Raw genomic sequence first — 14,850 nt, 5'->3', positions numbered from 1 at the left:
GGATTCCTGATCAGGGCAACGGAGAAAAAGGACTGCGACCTTCGGCGGTCTGCAGTTCAAGCAGGTATTTGCGGAAAATCTGCCCGAGTACCTGAGTGGCGACTTCGAGCTCGTCACGCTGCATCTTCGCCGAGACTTCGTCGGCAGCGTCCAGCGCGTCTTCCGAACCGTTGACCGCGGCCATCTTCAGCACGATGTAGGCCTGAATGTTGTTGGCCTGCACACCTTCACCACGGCTGAACATCAAGCCCAGTTGATACTGCGCCTGGGCATGGCCCTGCAGCGAAGCCTGCTCGAAATAATTCAGCGCCTGCGACAAATCGCGAGGTGCATTTCTGCCCTCGTAATAGAACTCACCCAACTCGTACTGCGCCTGCGCGTCCCCACCCTTGGCGGCCTGCTGGCAGGCTTCGAGCGCTGCAGGCAGGTTCTCTGGCTGGGTATTGAGGGTGCAACGACCCATCGCCGGGACTAACAACGAGTTGCCGCCGGCAGTTGCCAGCAGAGGATAGACAAGCAACAGGCAGCCCAATACAAGGGTGCGGCCGGTGCGGTTCATGGGAGTCGACTTACCTCTGAAAAAGGTGCGGGCATGCCCGACCAGCTAAACGTGCTGGCTGCGCATTATGAAATAAGCAGAGCCAACCTTACAAAGTCTTTACGGATTTTCTGCTGCACGGCCTGAAAACATCCTTTTTTACGGGCGGATTACCTGAAAGAGGGTTGTTGTCAGCGTGTCTGTGCAGCGTTCGCATTGCATTGTAGAAGCAAAATACGTACTTAACGTTCAGTTTCATTCGCAGTCATCACTCGCGCCGGTTCACTGACACCCTGCGCGAGTGATGCCTGACGAGCTTATTTCAGCGCAGCGAATGCCTTTTCTGCGGCATCCAGTGTCAGTTTCAGCTCGGCATCACCATGGGCGATGGAAGTGAAACCCGCTTCGAAAGCGCTCGGCGCGAGGTAAACACCGCCTTCCAGCATCAGGTGGAAGAAGCGCTTGAAGCGCTCGGAGTCACTGGTCATCACGTCTTCGAACGTCACGATTTGGTCGGCTTCGCTGAAATACAGGCCGAACATGCCGCCGGCCTGGGTCGTCACGAACGGGATACCTGCGGCATCGGCGCGCTGTTGCAGGCCTTCGAGCAGGCGGCGGGTGTAGTCGCTCAGTTCATCGTGAAAGCCCGGACGGCTGATCAGACGCAGGGTGGTCAGGCCGGCCGCCATCGCCAGCGGGTTGCCCGACAGGGTGCCGGCCTGATAGACCGGGCCGAGCGGTGCGATGTGCGACATGATTTCGCGTTTGCCGCCAAAGCAGCCGACCGGCATGCCGCCGCCGATGATTTTGCCAAAAGTGCTCAGGTCGGGCGTCACGCCGTAGTAAGCCTGTGCGCCACCGAGGGCAACGCGGAAACCGGTCATCACTTCATCGAAAATCAGCACCACGCCGTGCTCGTCGCACAGGTCGCGCAGCCCTTGCAGGTAGCCAGGCGCAGGCGGCACACAGTTCATGTTGCCAGCCACGGGTTCAACGATGATGCACGCCACTTCCTGACCCACTTCGGCCAGCAGGTCACGCACGGCGTCGAGGTTGTTGAAGGGCACGGTCAGGGTGTGTTTGGCGAAAGCAGCAGGTACGCCAGGCGAGCTGGGCACGCCGAGGGTCAGCGCACCGGAGCCGGCCTTGACCAGCAGGCTGTCGGAGTGACCGTGGTAGCAACCTTCGAACTTGAGGATGCTGTCGCGGCCGGTGAAGCCACGGGCCAGACGGATTGCACTCATGGTCGCTTCAGTGCCCGAGCTGACCATGCGAACCATTTCCATGGATGGCACCAGTTCGCAGACCAGGTCGGCCATTTCGGTTTCCATGGCCGTCGGTGCGCCGTAGGACAGGCCGTGTTCCAGCTGGCTGCGCACGGCGTCGAGCACGTCGGGGTGGCTATGGCCAAGAATCATCGGGCCCCAGGAGCCGACGTAATCCACATAACGCTTGTCGTCTTCGTCAGTCACGTAGGCGCCCGCAGCGTGCTTGAAGAACAGTGGCGTACCACCCACGCTCTTGAAGGCGCGAACCGGCGAATTGACGCCGCCGGGGATGTGTTTTTGGGCGTTGGCGAACAGTGTTTCGGAACGGGACATGATCGGGTCTCTGCTTTGAAACGGGGAATTCGTGTCTACGCTGGGGTCAGCCGAGGCGGGCAGCTTCAGGGTGGGCTGCTTTATTGGGTGGCATGAGCCAGAGAAGGCGCAGGAACACGCACTATATCAAATGAAGGAGGATCCACGTACTGGCTCGCGAAGGGGGCAGTGCAGGCCCCAAAAACAGAGCATTCTGAACCATCGCCTTCGCGAGAAAACGAAGCGTCGCCCGTTTCTGGCCCACGACCATTCCGCTCTACAACAACGCCGTGAAAGCTTTTGCCCGGCGCGTCACTTCCTGAGTGTTTTCAGCGCCGAACAAGCCGTGCACCACGGCGAGCAGGTCGGCCCCGTGTTCAACCAGTTGCGGTGCGTTCTCCAGGGTTATGCCGCCAATCACCGCGATCGGCAGGTGGACCCTGGCACGCACCTGAGCGATCAGGTCCAGCGGTACAGCGGGGGCGCCAGGCTTGGTCAGGGAGTTGAAGAACCTGCCAAATGCCACGTACGTCGCGCCGTCAGCCTTGGCTTGCTCGGCCAGCTCCACGCGGCCATGACAGGTGGCACCGACGATCGCCTTGTGTCCGAGCAGGGCGCGGGCATCGGGCAGCGAGCCGTCGGACTGTCCCAGATGCACGCCCACCCCCAGCCGCGCAGCCAGCTCAGCGTCATCGTTGATGATCAGCCGGGTCTTGTAGCGCTCGCAGAGCTTGAGCAGTTCGGTCGCTTCGCGCAGACGCCGGGACTCGTCACTGTTCTTGTCGCGGTATTGCAGCAGCGTCACGCCGCCGTCCAGCGCAGCTTCGACATACGACAGAAATTTTCCGGACAGCAACTGGCTGTCGGTAATGGCATACAGGCCACGCAGTTTCATGAATCGACCCTCATGGCGATGTGTTACGAGCAAAAATCCAGCGGCAGCCGACGTGGCACGAATTGCCCCCGGCCCAACTGTTCGGCATCCCTCAGGGTCCGCCAGGTGTAGTCGAGTGCCGACTTCACCGCGCTGACCAGCTCTTCACCCTGTGCGATGCGCCCGGCCAGTGCGCTGGCCAGGGTACAGCCAGAGCCGTGGTAGCTGCCGGGCAAACGCTCGCAGACGAAAGTGTGGGTCCGGCCGTCACGCAGGTACAGACGGTTATGGATTTGCTGCTCGTCACCATGTCCGCCTGTGATCAACAGATATTCACAAAACGGCAGTAGTCTGTCGGCGCACTCGTCCGCAGTCCCTTCGGGAAGCTCGGCAAGGATGCGGGCTTCCGGAAGGTTCGGGGTGGCGATGGTCGACAGGGGCAACAGGCGTTCACGCATGGCGTAGCCGACCTCGTCCTTGCCCAGTCTGCCGCCGCCGCCAGCGCGTAGCACCGGATCACAGACCATGGGCAAATGCGGGTGGGCCAAAAGCAGTTCGACTACCGTATCGACCATTTCCAGTGACCCCAGCATGCCCAGCTTGACGGCTGCTACGCTCGAATCGTTGAGGACTGCATTGGCTTGCGCCATCACCCATTCGCGATCCAGCACGCGGAAATCACTGACGTTCACCGTGTCTTGCACGGTGAGCGCGGTAATCACCGGAGCGGCATGGCAGCCTTGGGCGAGCAGGGCTTCTATATCGGCCTGCATACCGGCGCCGCCACTAGGGTCGTGACCGGACAGGCAAAGGACTACGGGGCGGGAGCTATAGATATTCATGGTGCGCGAGCTTATCACTAAACCTTTCGCGGGCCGCTCGGGGTGCCGGTTTTTTCTTGCGGATCGAGCCCGATCGGTGACAACGGCAGGCTCGACAAAACCTTAAAAAGTACTCATGTTTGCCTTGCGGTCACCGATATAGAGCTATTGCCTTGATTTTGATCGCGATACTGTCTTTAAGCTATTAGCGGCTATGCTTGAGTGGCAAGGCTGACAAGTGACGGTTCGGGTCTTTACTGATGTCTGCCGGTACATGTGCACGTTCAACGGTCTGTTTGAATCATTAGCCTGTTTCAAGGATAGAAATTTGCGGGACGTCGTAATCAATGGATGGATTGAACGCGACGACCTACCTTGGGGCTTCAATGCGCTATCTGTTGATCATTCTGGCTCTTTGGCTGCCGTTGCAGAGTCATGCAGTCGAGTTTGATGAAAACACTCGTTTTCTGCCGTTGGGCCGTGCCATTCAGGTATTCGAAGACCCGACCGGCGAGGCGACCATCGAAAGCGTCAGCGCCGCCGCTCACGCCGGTGCCTTTCAGTCCGTGCCTTCCGGGACCTTCAACGCCGGTTATTCGCGTTCCGCCTTCTGGCTGAAGGTCGAGCTGACCTATCGCCCGACGGACGCCAGCATCCATAACGACTGGTTGCTGGAACTGGCCTATCCGCCAATGGACCACATTGATTTCTATGTCCCGGATGCCGACGGGAATCCCGGGCGGGTCTGGCAGACCGGAGACATGCTGCCGTTCTCCAGCCGCCAGTTCGCCCAGAACAACTACCTCTTCCAGCTGGACCTGCCGCCGGGCCAGGCGCGAACCCTGTACATGCGTATTCGCAGCGAAGGCTCTGTTCAGGCACCGCTCAACCTCTGGTCTACCCACGCGTATCTGGACGCTCAGCCCACCAAGGTTTACGTCTTCGGTCTGATCTACGGCGTGCTGCTGGGCATGCTGGTCTACAACCTGTTCATCTACCTCAGCGTTCGTGAGGTGGATTACCTGTACTACCTGCTGTATGTCGCCTCTTTCGGGCTTTATCAGATGTCGATCAACGGCGTCGCCATCGAATACCTGTGGCCTGACAGCCCCTGGTGGGCGAATGCGTCGACCCCCTTCCTGATGTCGCTGGCGACGTTATTCGCATGCCAGTTTTCGCGTAGCTTTCTGGGCACCGCACAATTGAGCCGCTGGCTGGACCGGCTGCTGCTGGCGGTTATCGGCGCTGCCGTACTGGTCATGTTCATGGCCTTGTTCCTCAGCTACGGGCCGGCTCTGCGCGGTGCCACTCAGCTGGTCATGGCGGGCTCTCTGACGATCTACCTGGCGGGTATCGTTGCGGTCATCAAAGGCGAACGGGTCGGGCGCTACTTCGTACTTGCCTGGTCGGTATTCATGGTCAGCGGACTGATCTTCGGCTTGATGCTGCTTGGCTATCTGCCCAATACCTTCCTGACCATGTACGCCTCGCACATCGGCACGGTGCTGGAAATGGCCTTCCTGTCGATGGCGCTGGCCGACCGTATCAACCACGCCCGCAGGCAGCAGGCGCAAACCTTGCTGGCCGCCGGTCAGGATCTGGAGCGCCTCAACCAGCAACTGGCCAACAGCAACCGGCTGAAGGACGAGTTCCTTGCCACGCTCACCCATGAGCTGCGAACGCCGATGAACGGGGTGATCGGATCGTTGGAGGTCATGCAGACGCTGGACATGGACGACGAAGTCGAGATGTATCAGCAAACCGCCGCCAGTTCGGCACGCGACATGATGAGCATGATCAACGGTATCCTGACCCTCACCGAGCTGCAGGCCGGTGTGCTGTACGCCGACTGCGAGGCGTTTTCCCCCGAGGATCTGGCTGACAGGTTAGAGGAGCGTTTCAGCGGCGCGGCTCAGTCCAAGGGCCTGATATTGACGCTCGATCTGGACGATAAACTGCCGCCGAGCCTTCGTGGCGACGCGAGCAAGCTTTACCAGTGCATCGAGTGTCTGGTGGACAACGCGATCAAATTCACCCGGAAGGGCGCGGTGCAGGTACGTTTCAGTGGCCATCCGCAAGACCTGGAGCGCCTGTACCTGCGGGTCGAAGTGATGGACAGCGGTATCGGCTTCAGCCGCCTGGACGAAGCCCGGCTGTATCAGCATTTCTTTCAGGTCGATGGCTCCATGACCCGCGAATACGGCGGGCTGGGCATCGGACTGGCGATCTGCCGGAAACTGGTCGAGTTGCAGGGCGGCGAACTGAGTCATCGTTCCGAGCCCGGCAAGGGCAGCTGTTTCACGCTGAGCGTGCCGATGCTGATGGTCGTGCCGGGCGCGGTGCGCAGGGCGCCTGAACTCAAGGCTCAATGGGGTATATAAGCGGCCTTATAGCGTCATCAGCTGAAAGCGCCGACGGTTAGGCGGCTACGGCACTTTTGCGAGGGCCGGGTGCGTGATTCACTGTGTGCATGTTGTGTGTGTACTCAGGCAGGAGATGACTCATGAACCTGAATCAATTCGCCGAAACCCACGAAGTCACCAATCAACCGCCGCCGCTGGACGGGGCAAACCTTTACCGTATCGACGTGCCACTTCAGGAATGGAGCAGGCGATTCGGGGCGGGCTGGGCGCAGTCGCGTATCGATGCCTACGGTGCGCTGGCAGGTGGCCCGCTGATGGCGGCGGGCTTTCTGGCCAACCAGCACAAGCCTGAGTTTGCCAGCCATGACCGTTACGGGCACCGCATCGACCTGGTCGAGTTCCACCCGGCGTATCACCAGTTGATGAGCACGGCCATCGAGCATGGCATCCCGTCGTTGCCATGGACCGATCCGCAGCCCGGCGCTCACGTGGCGCGTGCGGCCATGAGTTATTTGCATACCCAGGCAGACCCTGGCAGCGGCTGTCCGCTGACCATGACCTTCGCCAGCGTTCCTGCGCTCAGGCTGCAACCGGATCTGGCTGAAATCTGGCTGCCCAAGGTGCAGTCGACTGAGTACGATCCACGCAACGTGGGCATTGCGCACAAGCGTGGCGCGACCATCGGCATGGCCATGACCGAGAAGCAGGGCGGCACCGACGTGCGCGCCAACACCACGCGTGCGTTCCCGGTGGGAGCAGGCGGCCCCGGCCAGGCCTACGAGCTGGTCGGGCACAAATGGTTCTGCTCGGCACCGATGTGCGATGCATTCCTGACCCTGGCGCAGACCGACAAGGGCCTCAGCTGTTTTCTGCTGCCGCGCCATAGGCCGGACGACACGCGTAACGAGTTTTACATTCAGCGCCTGAAAAACAAGCTCGGCAATTGGTCCAACGCCTCCAGCGAAGTCGAGTTTCGTGGCGCGCTGGCATGGATGATCGGCGAAGAAGGGCGCGGCGTCCCGACCATCATCGAAATGGTCGCCATGACCCGTTTCGACTGCATGATTGGCTCCAGTGCCCTGATGCGTCAGGCGCTGACTCAGGCGACTCACCATTGCGCGCACCGTACGATCAGTGGCCGGTTGCTCGCCGAGCAGCCGTTGATGCAGAACGTGCTGGCTGATCTGGCACTGGAAAGCGAGGCCGCGCTGGCCCTGACCCTGCGGATGGGGCGCGCGCTTGATCACCTGGATGATGACCACGAAAAGCGTTTTGTGCGTCTGGTCACGGCAGTGGGCAAATACTGGATCTGCAAACGCGCCCCGGCCATGATCAACGAAGCCGCCGAGTGCCTGGGCGGCGCCGGTTATGTCGAGGACAGCATTCTGCCCCGCTTGTACCGCGAAGCGCCGGTCAACTCGACATGGGAAGGCTCCGGCAACGTGCAATGCCTGGACGTGCTGCGAACCCTGTCCAAGGAGCCCGGCGCACTCGATGCGCTGTTCGACGAACTGGGCGACGGACATGGCGACCGGCAGCTGGCGGCACATATCGGCAAGCTCAAGGCGGCGTTTCAGGACACCGGCGACATTCAGTACCGCGCCCGCCAACTGACCGAAGACATCGCCATCGCTTTGCAGGGCAAGTTGTTGCTGGAAGCGGGTAACGCGGCGGTCAGTGACGGCTTCATTGCCGGTCGACTGGTGTCTGGCGGGCGGGTGTATGGCGCTTTGCCCAAGGGTGTTGACGTAGAAACATTGCTGCAAAGGGCCTCGCCGCAGGTGGCATGAGCACGCGAACCCGTTACGATGCACGTCTGCAAGATCAGACAGGACATGAATCGTGACCCAAGCCTTTGTTGTTGTCGACACCGCCGAGCAGGCTGTAGAACGGCTCGCCGAGCTGCATGAACGCGCCACCAGTGCGCTGAGTCAGGCGCTCAAGCGCTACCTGAAAGACCGCGTTGAACCCACTGCCGAAGAGCGAGCGCAATTCAGCTACCCGGAACTGCGCCTGGTCTACAAATGCCAGGGCGAAGTGCCGGTCACTACGCGCGCCTACGCCAAGGTGCAACTGCCGGGCACTTACAGCGTCACCGTCACGCAGCCCAAGGCCTTCAAAAAGTACCTGCTCGAACAACTTGTCCCGCTGATGAACGATTTCACCGTGACGGTCGAAGTCGGTATGAGCGAGCAGAGCATTCCTTATCCTTACGTGGTCGAGCAGGGCGATGAGCTGGCCGGCACGGGCGTCACCGCGGCGGCGCTGGCACGAGTGTTCCCGAGCACCGACCTGTCGGCTGCCACCGACGGCATTGCCGACGGCCTCTACGACTGGGCCAACGTCGATCCGCTGCCACTGGCGCTGTTCGACGCTGCGCGGGTGGATTTTTCGCTACGCCGTCTGGTGCATTACACCGGCAGCGACTGGCGCCATGTGCAGCCGTGGATCCTGCTGACCAACTACCATCGCTATGTCGACCAGTTCATTCTGCACGGCCTGGAAAAGCTCCGCGAAGACCCGCGTTTCGTGCGCATGGTCCTGCCGGGTAACGTGGTGGTCGACAAGAGCATGGGCCAGGAAGAAGCCCAGGCCATCGTCGCCAGCGTGGTCTGGCACCGCTATCAGATGCCGGCCTACCACCTGATCGCCGAAGACGGTCATGGCGTGACGCTGGTCAACATCGGCGTCGGCCCGTCCAACGCCAAGAACATCACCGATCACCTCGCGGTGCTGCGTCCGCATTGCTGGCTGATGATCGGTCACTGCGGCGGCCTGCGTCAGTCGCAGACCATCGGCGATTACGTGTTGGCTCACGCCTACATGCGTCGCGACGGGATTCTCGACCGCGTACTGCCGCCCCATATCCCGATTCCGGCGCTTGCCGAAGTGCAACTGGCCTTGCAGGAGTCGGCTGCGCAGATTACCGGCGAGCGCGGCGAAGAGCTCAAGAAGCGCCTGCGCACCGGCACGGTGTTGACCTATGACGACCGTAACTGGGAACTGCGCTGGGCTCAGGAACGTCCGCTGATCAACCTGTCGCGCGCAGTGGCGGTCGACATGGAAAGCGGCACCATCGCTGCTCAGGGATATCGCCTGCGTGTGCCTTACGGCACGTTGCTGTGTGTATCCGACAAGCCGCTGCACAGCGAAATCAAGCTGCCGGGTTCGGCGAATGCGTTCTATGAGCGTGCTGTCAGTCAGCACCTGAAAATCGGCATCGCTGCGCTGGACCTGCTGCGTACCGAGGTGAACTCGCTGCACTCACGCAAACTGCGCAGCTTCGACGAGCCGCCATTCCGTTGATGGCTTGCCGTTAATAGATTGGTATTTGCACCAAGGGCCACTAAAGTGGCCCTTTCTGTTTTCCGATTGCCGAATTCTCATGTCCCGCACCCAACGCCCCGTTTCCCGCCGTCCTGCCCCCACACCGACAGGCACTGCCCGGCGTGTCGCCAAAGCGCCACCGGCCGAGCCCAGGCTGATCCTGTTCAACAAGCCTTTCGACGTGCTGACCCAGTTCAGCGATGAGGAAGGGCGCGCCACGCTCAAGGACTTCATCAAGATCCCCGGCATCTATCCGGCCGGGCGTCTGGATCGCGACAGCGAAGGTTTGCTGCTATTGACCAACGACGGCCAGTTGCAGGCGCGCATTGCCGATCCCAAGCACAAGCTGGCCAAGACCTACTGGGTGCAGGTCGAAGGCGAGCCGAGCGATGAGCAGTTGCAGCAGTTACGCGACGGTGTCCAGCTCAATGACGGGCCGACCTTGCCCGCCGAAGCGCGGCGGCTCGATGAACCGCAACTCTGGCCGCGCAACCCGCCCGTGCGCTTTCGCAAGAGTGTGCCGACAAGCTGGCTGGAGCTGGTGATCAAGGAAGGGCGCAATCGGCAGGTGCGGCGTATGACCGCTGCCGTCGGCTTGCCGACCCTGCGGCTGGTGCGGGTCAGGATTGGCGACTGGACGCTGGAGGGCCTGGATCAGGGCCAGTACAGGGAAGTCGCCGCAAAACTGTGATACCGGTGCTGGCTCAGTTGCGCAGGTGAGTCAGCGGCATTTCGGTGCTGGCCAGCACTTGATTGAGGACAAAGCTCGACTTGACGCTGGTCACGCCTTCGATGCGCGTCAGATGGCCCAACAGCAGCTTCTGATAGTGATCCATGTCCGGCACCACCACCTTCAGTTGATAGTCCGCGTCCATGCCGGTCACCAGGCTGCATTCCAGTACCTGAGGCAGGTTGCGGATCTGCTGCTCGAAGTTCTCGAAGCGCTCGGGTGTGTGCCGGTCCATGCCGATCAGCACGTAGGCGGTCAGGTTCAGGCCCAGTTTCTTGCGGTCCAGCAGGGCAACCTGGCGCACGATGTAACCGTCGTCTTCCAGTTGCTTGACCCGGCGCGAGCAGGGCGACGGCGACAGACCAATGCGTTCGGCCAATTCCTGATTGGATATCCGTGCGTCCCGTTGCAATTCAGCCAAAATGCTCAGGTCGTATCTGTCGAGCTTGCTCACGATGCACCCCATTATCAATTCAATTGCGCTGGATTATTCATCTGAAGTCAAAAATTGCGCAAGTAATGTTTCAATCCGCAATATTAGCAATCTTCTGCCTCAGCCTCAGGCCTATTCTTTTAAACAGAATCACTGCCCGGACACAGCGTCCAGCGCGACCCGCCGAATCAGGCCAGTCGCGGCCTCCGACCCAACAGGGTGTGTCAGGCCCCCGGGCTACATACTGTCCAGAAGACGGCATGAGGTGAGCCAGCGTCAAAAGCGCTGCGCCAGGACGAAGTATCTCAAGGGGGCCATTTGGTCCCCTTTTCTTTGTCTGCTGATAAAGTGCGCAGAACGGCGCTACGCTTAAACAGTCTTAATGACGTCAACCCGCGCTCTAGTGAGGAAAGCATGAAATCTGGGATCTGGCAGTTTGCGGGTGTAAGTCTGTTGTGTCTGAGCATTGGTGCTCAGGCGCTGGCCGACGAACGTGATGAACCGCCGCGCAATCCGCTTTACGGCAGCCCCGGTGAAAACGCGCAGCAGCGTCAGCAGCAGCAACAGCGTGCTCAAGAGCAGAACAATCAGCAGCGGCAGATCCAACAGCAGCAAAACCAGCAGCGCCAGGTCGAGCGTCAGCAGCAACAACTGATCAACCAGCAGCAGACCAATCAGCAACGCCAGATTCAGGAACAGCAGAACCAGCAGCGTCAGGTCGAGCGTCAGCAACAGCAGCAGATCCAGCAACAGCAGCTTCAGCAGCGCAACGTCGAGCGCCAGCAGCAACAGCAGATCGAGCAGCAACAGCGCGATCAGCAGCGCCAGATTCAGCAGCAGCAAAACCAGCAGCGTCAGCAGTTGCGCCAGGCTCAGGACAACCTGCCGATTCAGAGCGGCCCGAAAGAGGCGTGGCAAACCCAGCCGCCGCGTCAGGGCTATTACCAGGACATTCCACGCGGCAACAATCGCAACTGGCAGGCCGGTAACGGTCGCCCTAATGATCACTGGGAAGGACGCCCCGATGGGCGTGGCAATGGCTGGGGCCCCGGCCCGCAATACCGGCCTGGCTATGCGATAGATCGCGTACCGGGTGGCTACTCGCGTATTCCCTATCGTGGGCAGGACTATTACTACTCGGGTGGCTACTGGTATCGCCCGCAAGGCCCGCGGTATGTCGTGGTGACACCGCCCTACGGCGTGCGTGTCAGCAGACTACCGTCCTACTCTCAGGAAGTATGGATCGGCAGCAGCCTGCTGTTTCTGGCTGCCGGCACTTATTACGCCTACCAGCCGGACAGTCAGGACTATGTGGTGGTCAATCCGCCGCAGAACGAAGCCGTGTATCAGGCTCCGCCGGCCGAACAACAGGGCAATGGCTATGATCCGGTGGCCTACCCTACCAACGGGCAGAGCCCGCAGCAGGTCGAGCTGGATAAATACCAGTGCTACCGCTGGGCTGCGGAGCAAAGCGGTTTCGACCCGGCCAATGTCACCGGCCAGCCATCGCCTGACATGGTCGATCTGTATCGTCGCTCGATGGGCGCGTGCCTGGCGGGGCGAGGTTACAGCGTCAACTGATGCCGGTCAGGCACTGGCCTGCTTGACGACTTCCTGAGGGTCGGCGTGCACCAGCACTTCGGCCTTCGGGAATTGCTTGTGAATGGCGTCGGCCACCTGATCACAAATGGCGTGGGCGACCGACAGCGTCAGGGTGCCCGGTAGCTCAAGGTGCAATTGCACAAACCAGTGATTACCGGAGATTCGTGTACGCAGATCATGCGCCCCGAGCACGCCCGGCACATCGCACGCCAGTGCCAGCATTTGAGTGCTGACATCGGCCGGCAACTCCGCATCCATCAACACCGATATCGTTTCGCGGGCGATTTGAAAGGCGCTCCACAAGATATACAGCGCGATGCCCAGCCCAAAATACGCGTCCAGCTGTTGCCAGCCGAAATACGCCAACGTCAGCGCCACCAAAATGCTGGCGTTAAGCAGCAGGTCTGAACGGTAGTGCAGCGAATCGGCGCGGATCGCTGCCGAGCCGGTCGCCTTGATCACCCGGTATTGCAGGGTGAGCAGTGCGATCGTCAGCGCGATGGAAACCACCATCACGACCATGCCCAGCAGCGGCGCGCCCAGCGGTTCGGGATTCTGGATGCGCTCGACCGCCTGAACGGCAATCAGCACACCACTGACGGTGATGAACAACGCCTGCGCCATGCCCGACAGCGCTTCCGCCTTGCCGTGGCCATAGCGATGATCGTCATCTGCAGGCCTAAGTGCGTAATGCACCGCCAGCAGGTTGAGGAACGAGGCGGCGCCATCGAGCAGCGAGTCGGTAAGACCGGCCAGCAGACTCACCGAACCGCTCAGCCACCAGGCAACGCCCTTGGCCAGGATCAGCGTCGTGGCAACTGCCAGCGAAGCCCGTGTCGCGAGACGCAGCAGTCGGGAATGTTCGGCAGTGGTGCTCATGACGCTTCCTTGAACGGAATTGATATCAGGCAGCCGGGACCAGACCCAGTGCTGCCAGTTGTTCGACACTGCCTTTGTGCTGGATCAGGCGTGGATCGTTCAACGGCAGGGAACGGCCCAGCTCGGTTTCAATGATGGCTTGCAGCTTGGTGTTGTCGACACTGCCGTCAGCCTTGAGCGCTTTTTGCAGCTTTTGCGGATCGATCTGCGCATGCTCGCCAGGCCCGTAATAGATCGCACCAGTGGCGAAGTCCACCGCAAACGCAATCACCCCTGGAATGATATAGAACAGCAGCGCGAAAGCATCCAGCGCCGCAATGGCCGGGTCAACCTTGCCATCGATCTGACCACGACGATCAGGATAGAAAATACTGCCGCAGGCCGAAATCTGAGTCAGCAACGTGGCGACCAGAACGCCACCGATCAAGCGAGAAGGAATGCGCATGGAAAGCTCCTGAGATGAAGAGGGCAACTATACAAGGCAATGACTGCAAGGCTAAGACTATTGAGTGATGGGGTGGTTCTGCGGCCGTTGAGTTAAACCACATGGGATGCGGAGCCATCGCAGTGGTGGGAGTGAGCTTGCTCACGAAGGCCCTGAACGGGCGCTGAAGATTATCGAAGGTGAGATTGACCAGGGAAACAGCTCCCGCGCCGATGCCCCTTACCGACCACGATTAACATCTGGTTTACTGTGCCGCACGATAACTACAAAAACTCAGGAGTCATGTATGCAACCGATTCGTCTCGGTCTGGTGGGCTACGGCAAGATTGCGCAGGATCAACACGTCCCGGCGATCCACGCCAACCCCGCGTTTGAGCTGGTGGCCGTGGCCACGCAAGGCCAGCCGTGCGCCGGGGTAGAGAATTTCAAATCCCTGGGCGAACTGCTTGCGAGCGGGCTGCAGGTTGACGCGATTGCGTTCTGTACGCCCCCGCAAGGTCGCTTTGCTCTGGTGCAGGAAGCGTTGGCGGCCGGCAAACATGTGTTGGTCGAGAAACCGCCGTGCGCGACCCTGGGGGAGGCGATTGCGTTGGTGGCCCAGGTGCAAGAGCAGGGCGTCAGCGGTCTGTTTGCCTGGCATTCGCGTTACGCGCAGGGTATCGAAGCGGCACGTGAGTGGTTGTCCACCCGCACCCTGCACGGCGTGCAGATCGACTGGAAAGAAGACGTGCGCAAATGGCACCCCGGTCAGGCGTGGATCTGGCAGCCCGGTGGCCTTGGCGTGTTCGATCCGGGCATCAATGCCCTGTCGATCGTGACCCACCTGCTGCCACTGTCATTGTTCGTCGAGTCTGCCGAACTGCGCGTGCCGAGCAATTGCCAGTCGCCTATCGCTGCGTCCATCAAAATGTCCGACACGCGCCATCTCGATATCCGCGCCGAGTTCGATTTCGATCATGGTCACGACGAGCTTTGGAGCATCGAGATTCGCTGCGCTGAGGGGACGTTGCGCCTGGACAACGGCGGTGCAGTGTTGAGTATCGATGGCGTGCGTCAGGCTGTTTCGGAAGAGGGCGAGTACGCAGCGGTGTATCGCCACTTCCAACAGCTGATCGGCGATAAAGCCAGTGACTTGGACCTGCAACCGTTGCGGCTGGTCGCGGACAGTTTTTTCGTGGGCAGTCGGGCATCCGTTGAACCGTTCTACGACTAAAAGCCTCTCAGGTACAGGTAGGGGCAAACCGCGTTGCGCGCCCCT

The 14,850-nt window shown here is 60.6% G+C and carries 14 protein-coding genes; 6 read left to right on the top strand and 8 right to left on the bottom strand.

Translation table 11 applies throughout. The features are described from left to right. Positions 1 to 10: 10 nt before the first annotated feature. The 4 genes from PI739_RS15195 to PI739_RS15180 form a co-directional block, all read right to left on the bottom strand. Entirely contained in the window at positions 11 to 559 is a 549-nt protein-coding gene (locus PI739_RS15195) for a tetratricopeptide repeat protein (RefSeq protein ID WP_003431680.1), read from the bottom strand. Positions 560 to 855: 296 nt separating this feature from the next. Continuing rightward, positions 856 to 2,139: a glutamate-1-semialdehyde 2,1-aminomutase gene (gene hemL, locus PI739_RS15190; protein ID WP_003368783.1), complete on the bottom strand. Its 1,284-nt coding sequence runs from the start codon at positions 2,137 to 2,139 to the stop codon at positions 856 to 858. Positions 2,140 to 2,395: 256 nt separating this feature from the next. Beyond that, positions 2,396 to 3,013: a thiamine phosphate synthase gene (gene thiE, locus PI739_RS15185; RefSeq protein ID WP_003368782.1), complete on the bottom strand. Its 618-nt coding sequence runs from the start codon at positions 3,011 to 3,013 to the stop codon at positions 2,396 to 2,398. Positions 3,014 to 3,036: 23 nt separating this feature from the next. After that, positions 3,037 to 3,834 (bottom strand): hydroxymethylpyrimidine/phosphomethylpyrimidine kinase, encoded by a 798-nt coding sequence (locus PI739_RS15180; protein ID WP_044309529.1) that lies wholly within the window; start codon positions 3,832 to 3,834, stop codon positions 3,037 to 3,039. A 365-nt stretch (positions 3,835 to 4,199) separates the two neighbouring features. Here PI739_RS15180 and PI739_RS15175 point away from each other — a divergent pair, with 365 nt between their 5' ends. From PI739_RS15175 to PI739_RS15160, 4 genes are all read left to right on the top strand, one after another. Further along, on the top strand, positions 4,200 to 6,194 hold the full coding sequence (locus tag PI739_RS15175) for a sensor histidine kinase (protein ID WP_046718968.1): 1,995 nt from the start codon (positions 4,200 to 4,202) through the stop codon (positions 6,192 to 6,194). A gap of 122 nt (positions 6,195 to 6,316) precedes the next feature. Continuing rightward, positions 6,317 to 7,966 carry an acyl-CoA dehydrogenase family protein gene (locus PI739_RS15170; protein ID WP_054081964.1) on the top strand — a complete coding sequence of 550 codons (1,650 nt, stop codon included), beginning with the start codon at positions 6,317 to 6,319 and terminating at the stop codon, positions 7,964 to 7,966. Between the two features lie 52 nt (positions 7,967 to 8,018). Further along, a complete protein-coding gene (gene amn / locus PI739_RS15165) occupies positions 8,019 to 9,482 on the top strand; it encodes an AMP nucleosidase (protein ID WP_003368777.1) in 1,464 nt (487 codons plus the stop codon). 79 nt (positions 9,483 to 9,561) lie between these two features. Continuing rightward, entirely contained in the window at positions 9,562 to 10,194 is a 633-nt protein-coding gene (locus tag PI739_RS15160; RefSeq protein ID WP_054081965.1) for a pseudouridine synthase, read from the top strand. A 13-nt stretch (positions 10,195 to 10,207) separates the two neighbouring features. On the opposite strand, the gene PI739_RS15155 is transcribed toward PI739_RS15160, so the two are convergent. Then, positions 10,208 to 10,687 (bottom strand): Lrp/AsnC family transcriptional regulator, encoded by a 480-nt coding sequence (locus PI739_RS15155; protein ID WP_002555305.1) that lies wholly within the window; start codon positions 10,685 to 10,687, stop codon positions 10,208 to 10,210. 348 nt (positions 10,688 to 11,035) lie between these two features. Further along, a complete protein-coding gene (locus PI739_RS24745) occupies positions 11,036 to 11,584 on the bottom strand; it encodes a hypothetical protein (RefSeq protein WP_054081966.1) in 549 nt (182 codons plus the stop codon). Here PI739_RS24745 and PI739_RS24740 point away from each other — a divergent pair. Continuing rightward, positions 11,528 to 12,247, top strand: coding sequence for a DUF6515 family protein (locus PI739_RS24740; RefSeq protein ID WP_003431673.1), 720 nt, complete (start codon positions 11,528 to 11,530; stop codon positions 12,245 to 12,247). The two genes, PI739_RS24745 and PI739_RS24740, sit on opposite strands and share 57 nt — an antisense overlap. Before the next feature lie 6 nt (positions 12,248 to 12,253). Here PI739_RS24740 and PI739_RS15145 read toward each other — a convergent pair whose 3' ends face one another. Both PI739_RS15145 and PI739_RS15140 read right to left on the bottom strand, forming a co-directional pair. Further along, the gene (locus PI739_RS15145) at positions 12,254 to 13,147 is read right to left on the bottom strand and encodes a cation diffusion facilitator family transporter (protein WP_054081967.1); all 894 of its coding nucleotides are present in this window, start codon (positions 13,145 to 13,147) and stop codon (positions 12,254 to 12,256) included. A gap of 25 nt (positions 13,148 to 13,172) precedes the next feature. Beyond that, on the bottom strand, positions 13,173 to 13,592 hold the full coding sequence (locus tag PI739_RS15140; RefSeq protein WP_003368770.1) for a periplasmic Zn2+ metallochaperone PmcY: 420 nt from the start codon (positions 13,590 to 13,592) through the stop codon (positions 13,173 to 13,175). 286 nt (positions 13,593 to 13,878) lie between these two features. Here PI739_RS15140 and PI739_RS15135 point away from each other — a divergent pair, with 286 nt between their 5' ends. Next, positions 13,879 to 14,805, top strand: a complete 927-nt coding sequence (locus PI739_RS15135) for a Gfo/Idh/MocA family protein (protein ID WP_054081968.1) — start codon at positions 13,879 to 13,881, stop codon at positions 14,803 to 14,805. The last annotated feature ends 45 nt before the right edge of the window (positions 14,806 to 14,850 follow it).

Origin of the sequence: Pseudomonas cerasi (genome assembly GCF_027983475.1) — a bacterium.
GTDB lineage: Bacteria > Pseudomonadota > Gammaproteobacteria > Pseudomonadales > Pseudomonadaceae > Aquipseudomonas > Aquipseudomonas cerasi.
This window is presented reverse-complemented; position numbering and strand designations above follow the sequence as displayed.

Coding starts and splice junctions, on each gene's coding strand:
- PI739_RS15195 (WP_003431680.1), bottom strand. CDS start 559: ATGAACCGCACCGGCCGCACCCTTGTATTGGGCTGCCTGTTGCTTGTC.
- hemL (WP_003368783.1), bottom strand. CDS start 2,139: ATGTCCCGTTCCGAAACACTGTTCGCCAACGCCCAAAAACACATCCCC.
- thiE (WP_003368782.1), bottom strand. CDS start 3,013: ATGAAACTGCGTGGCCTGTATGCCATTACCGACAGCCAGTTGCTGTCC.
- PI739_RS15180 (WP_044309529.1), bottom strand. CDS start 3,834: ATGAATATCTATAGCTCCCGCCCCGTAGTCCTTTGCCTGTCCGGTCAC.
- PI739_RS15175 (WP_046718968.1), top strand. CDS start 4,200: ATGCGCTATCTGTTGATCATTCTGGCTCTTTGGCTGCCGTTGCAGAGT.
- PI739_RS15170 (WP_054081964.1), top strand. CDS start 6,317: ATGAACCTGAATCAATTCGCCGAAACCCACGAAGTCACCAATCAACCG.
- PI739_RS15160 (WP_054081965.1), top strand. CDS start 9,562: ATGTCCCGCACCCAACGCCCCGTTTCCCGCCGTCCTGCCCCCACACCG.
- PI739_RS15145 (WP_054081967.1), bottom strand. CDS start 13,147: ATGAGCACCACTGCCGAACATTCCCGACTGCTGCGTCTCGCGACACGG.
- PI739_RS15140 (WP_003368770.1), bottom strand. CDS start 13,592: ATGCGCATTCCTTCTCGCTTGATCGGTGGCGTTCTGGTCGCCACGTTG.
- PI739_RS15135 (WP_054081968.1), top strand. CDS start 13,879: ATGCAACCGATTCGTCTCGGTCTGGTGGGCTACGGCAAGATTGCGCAG.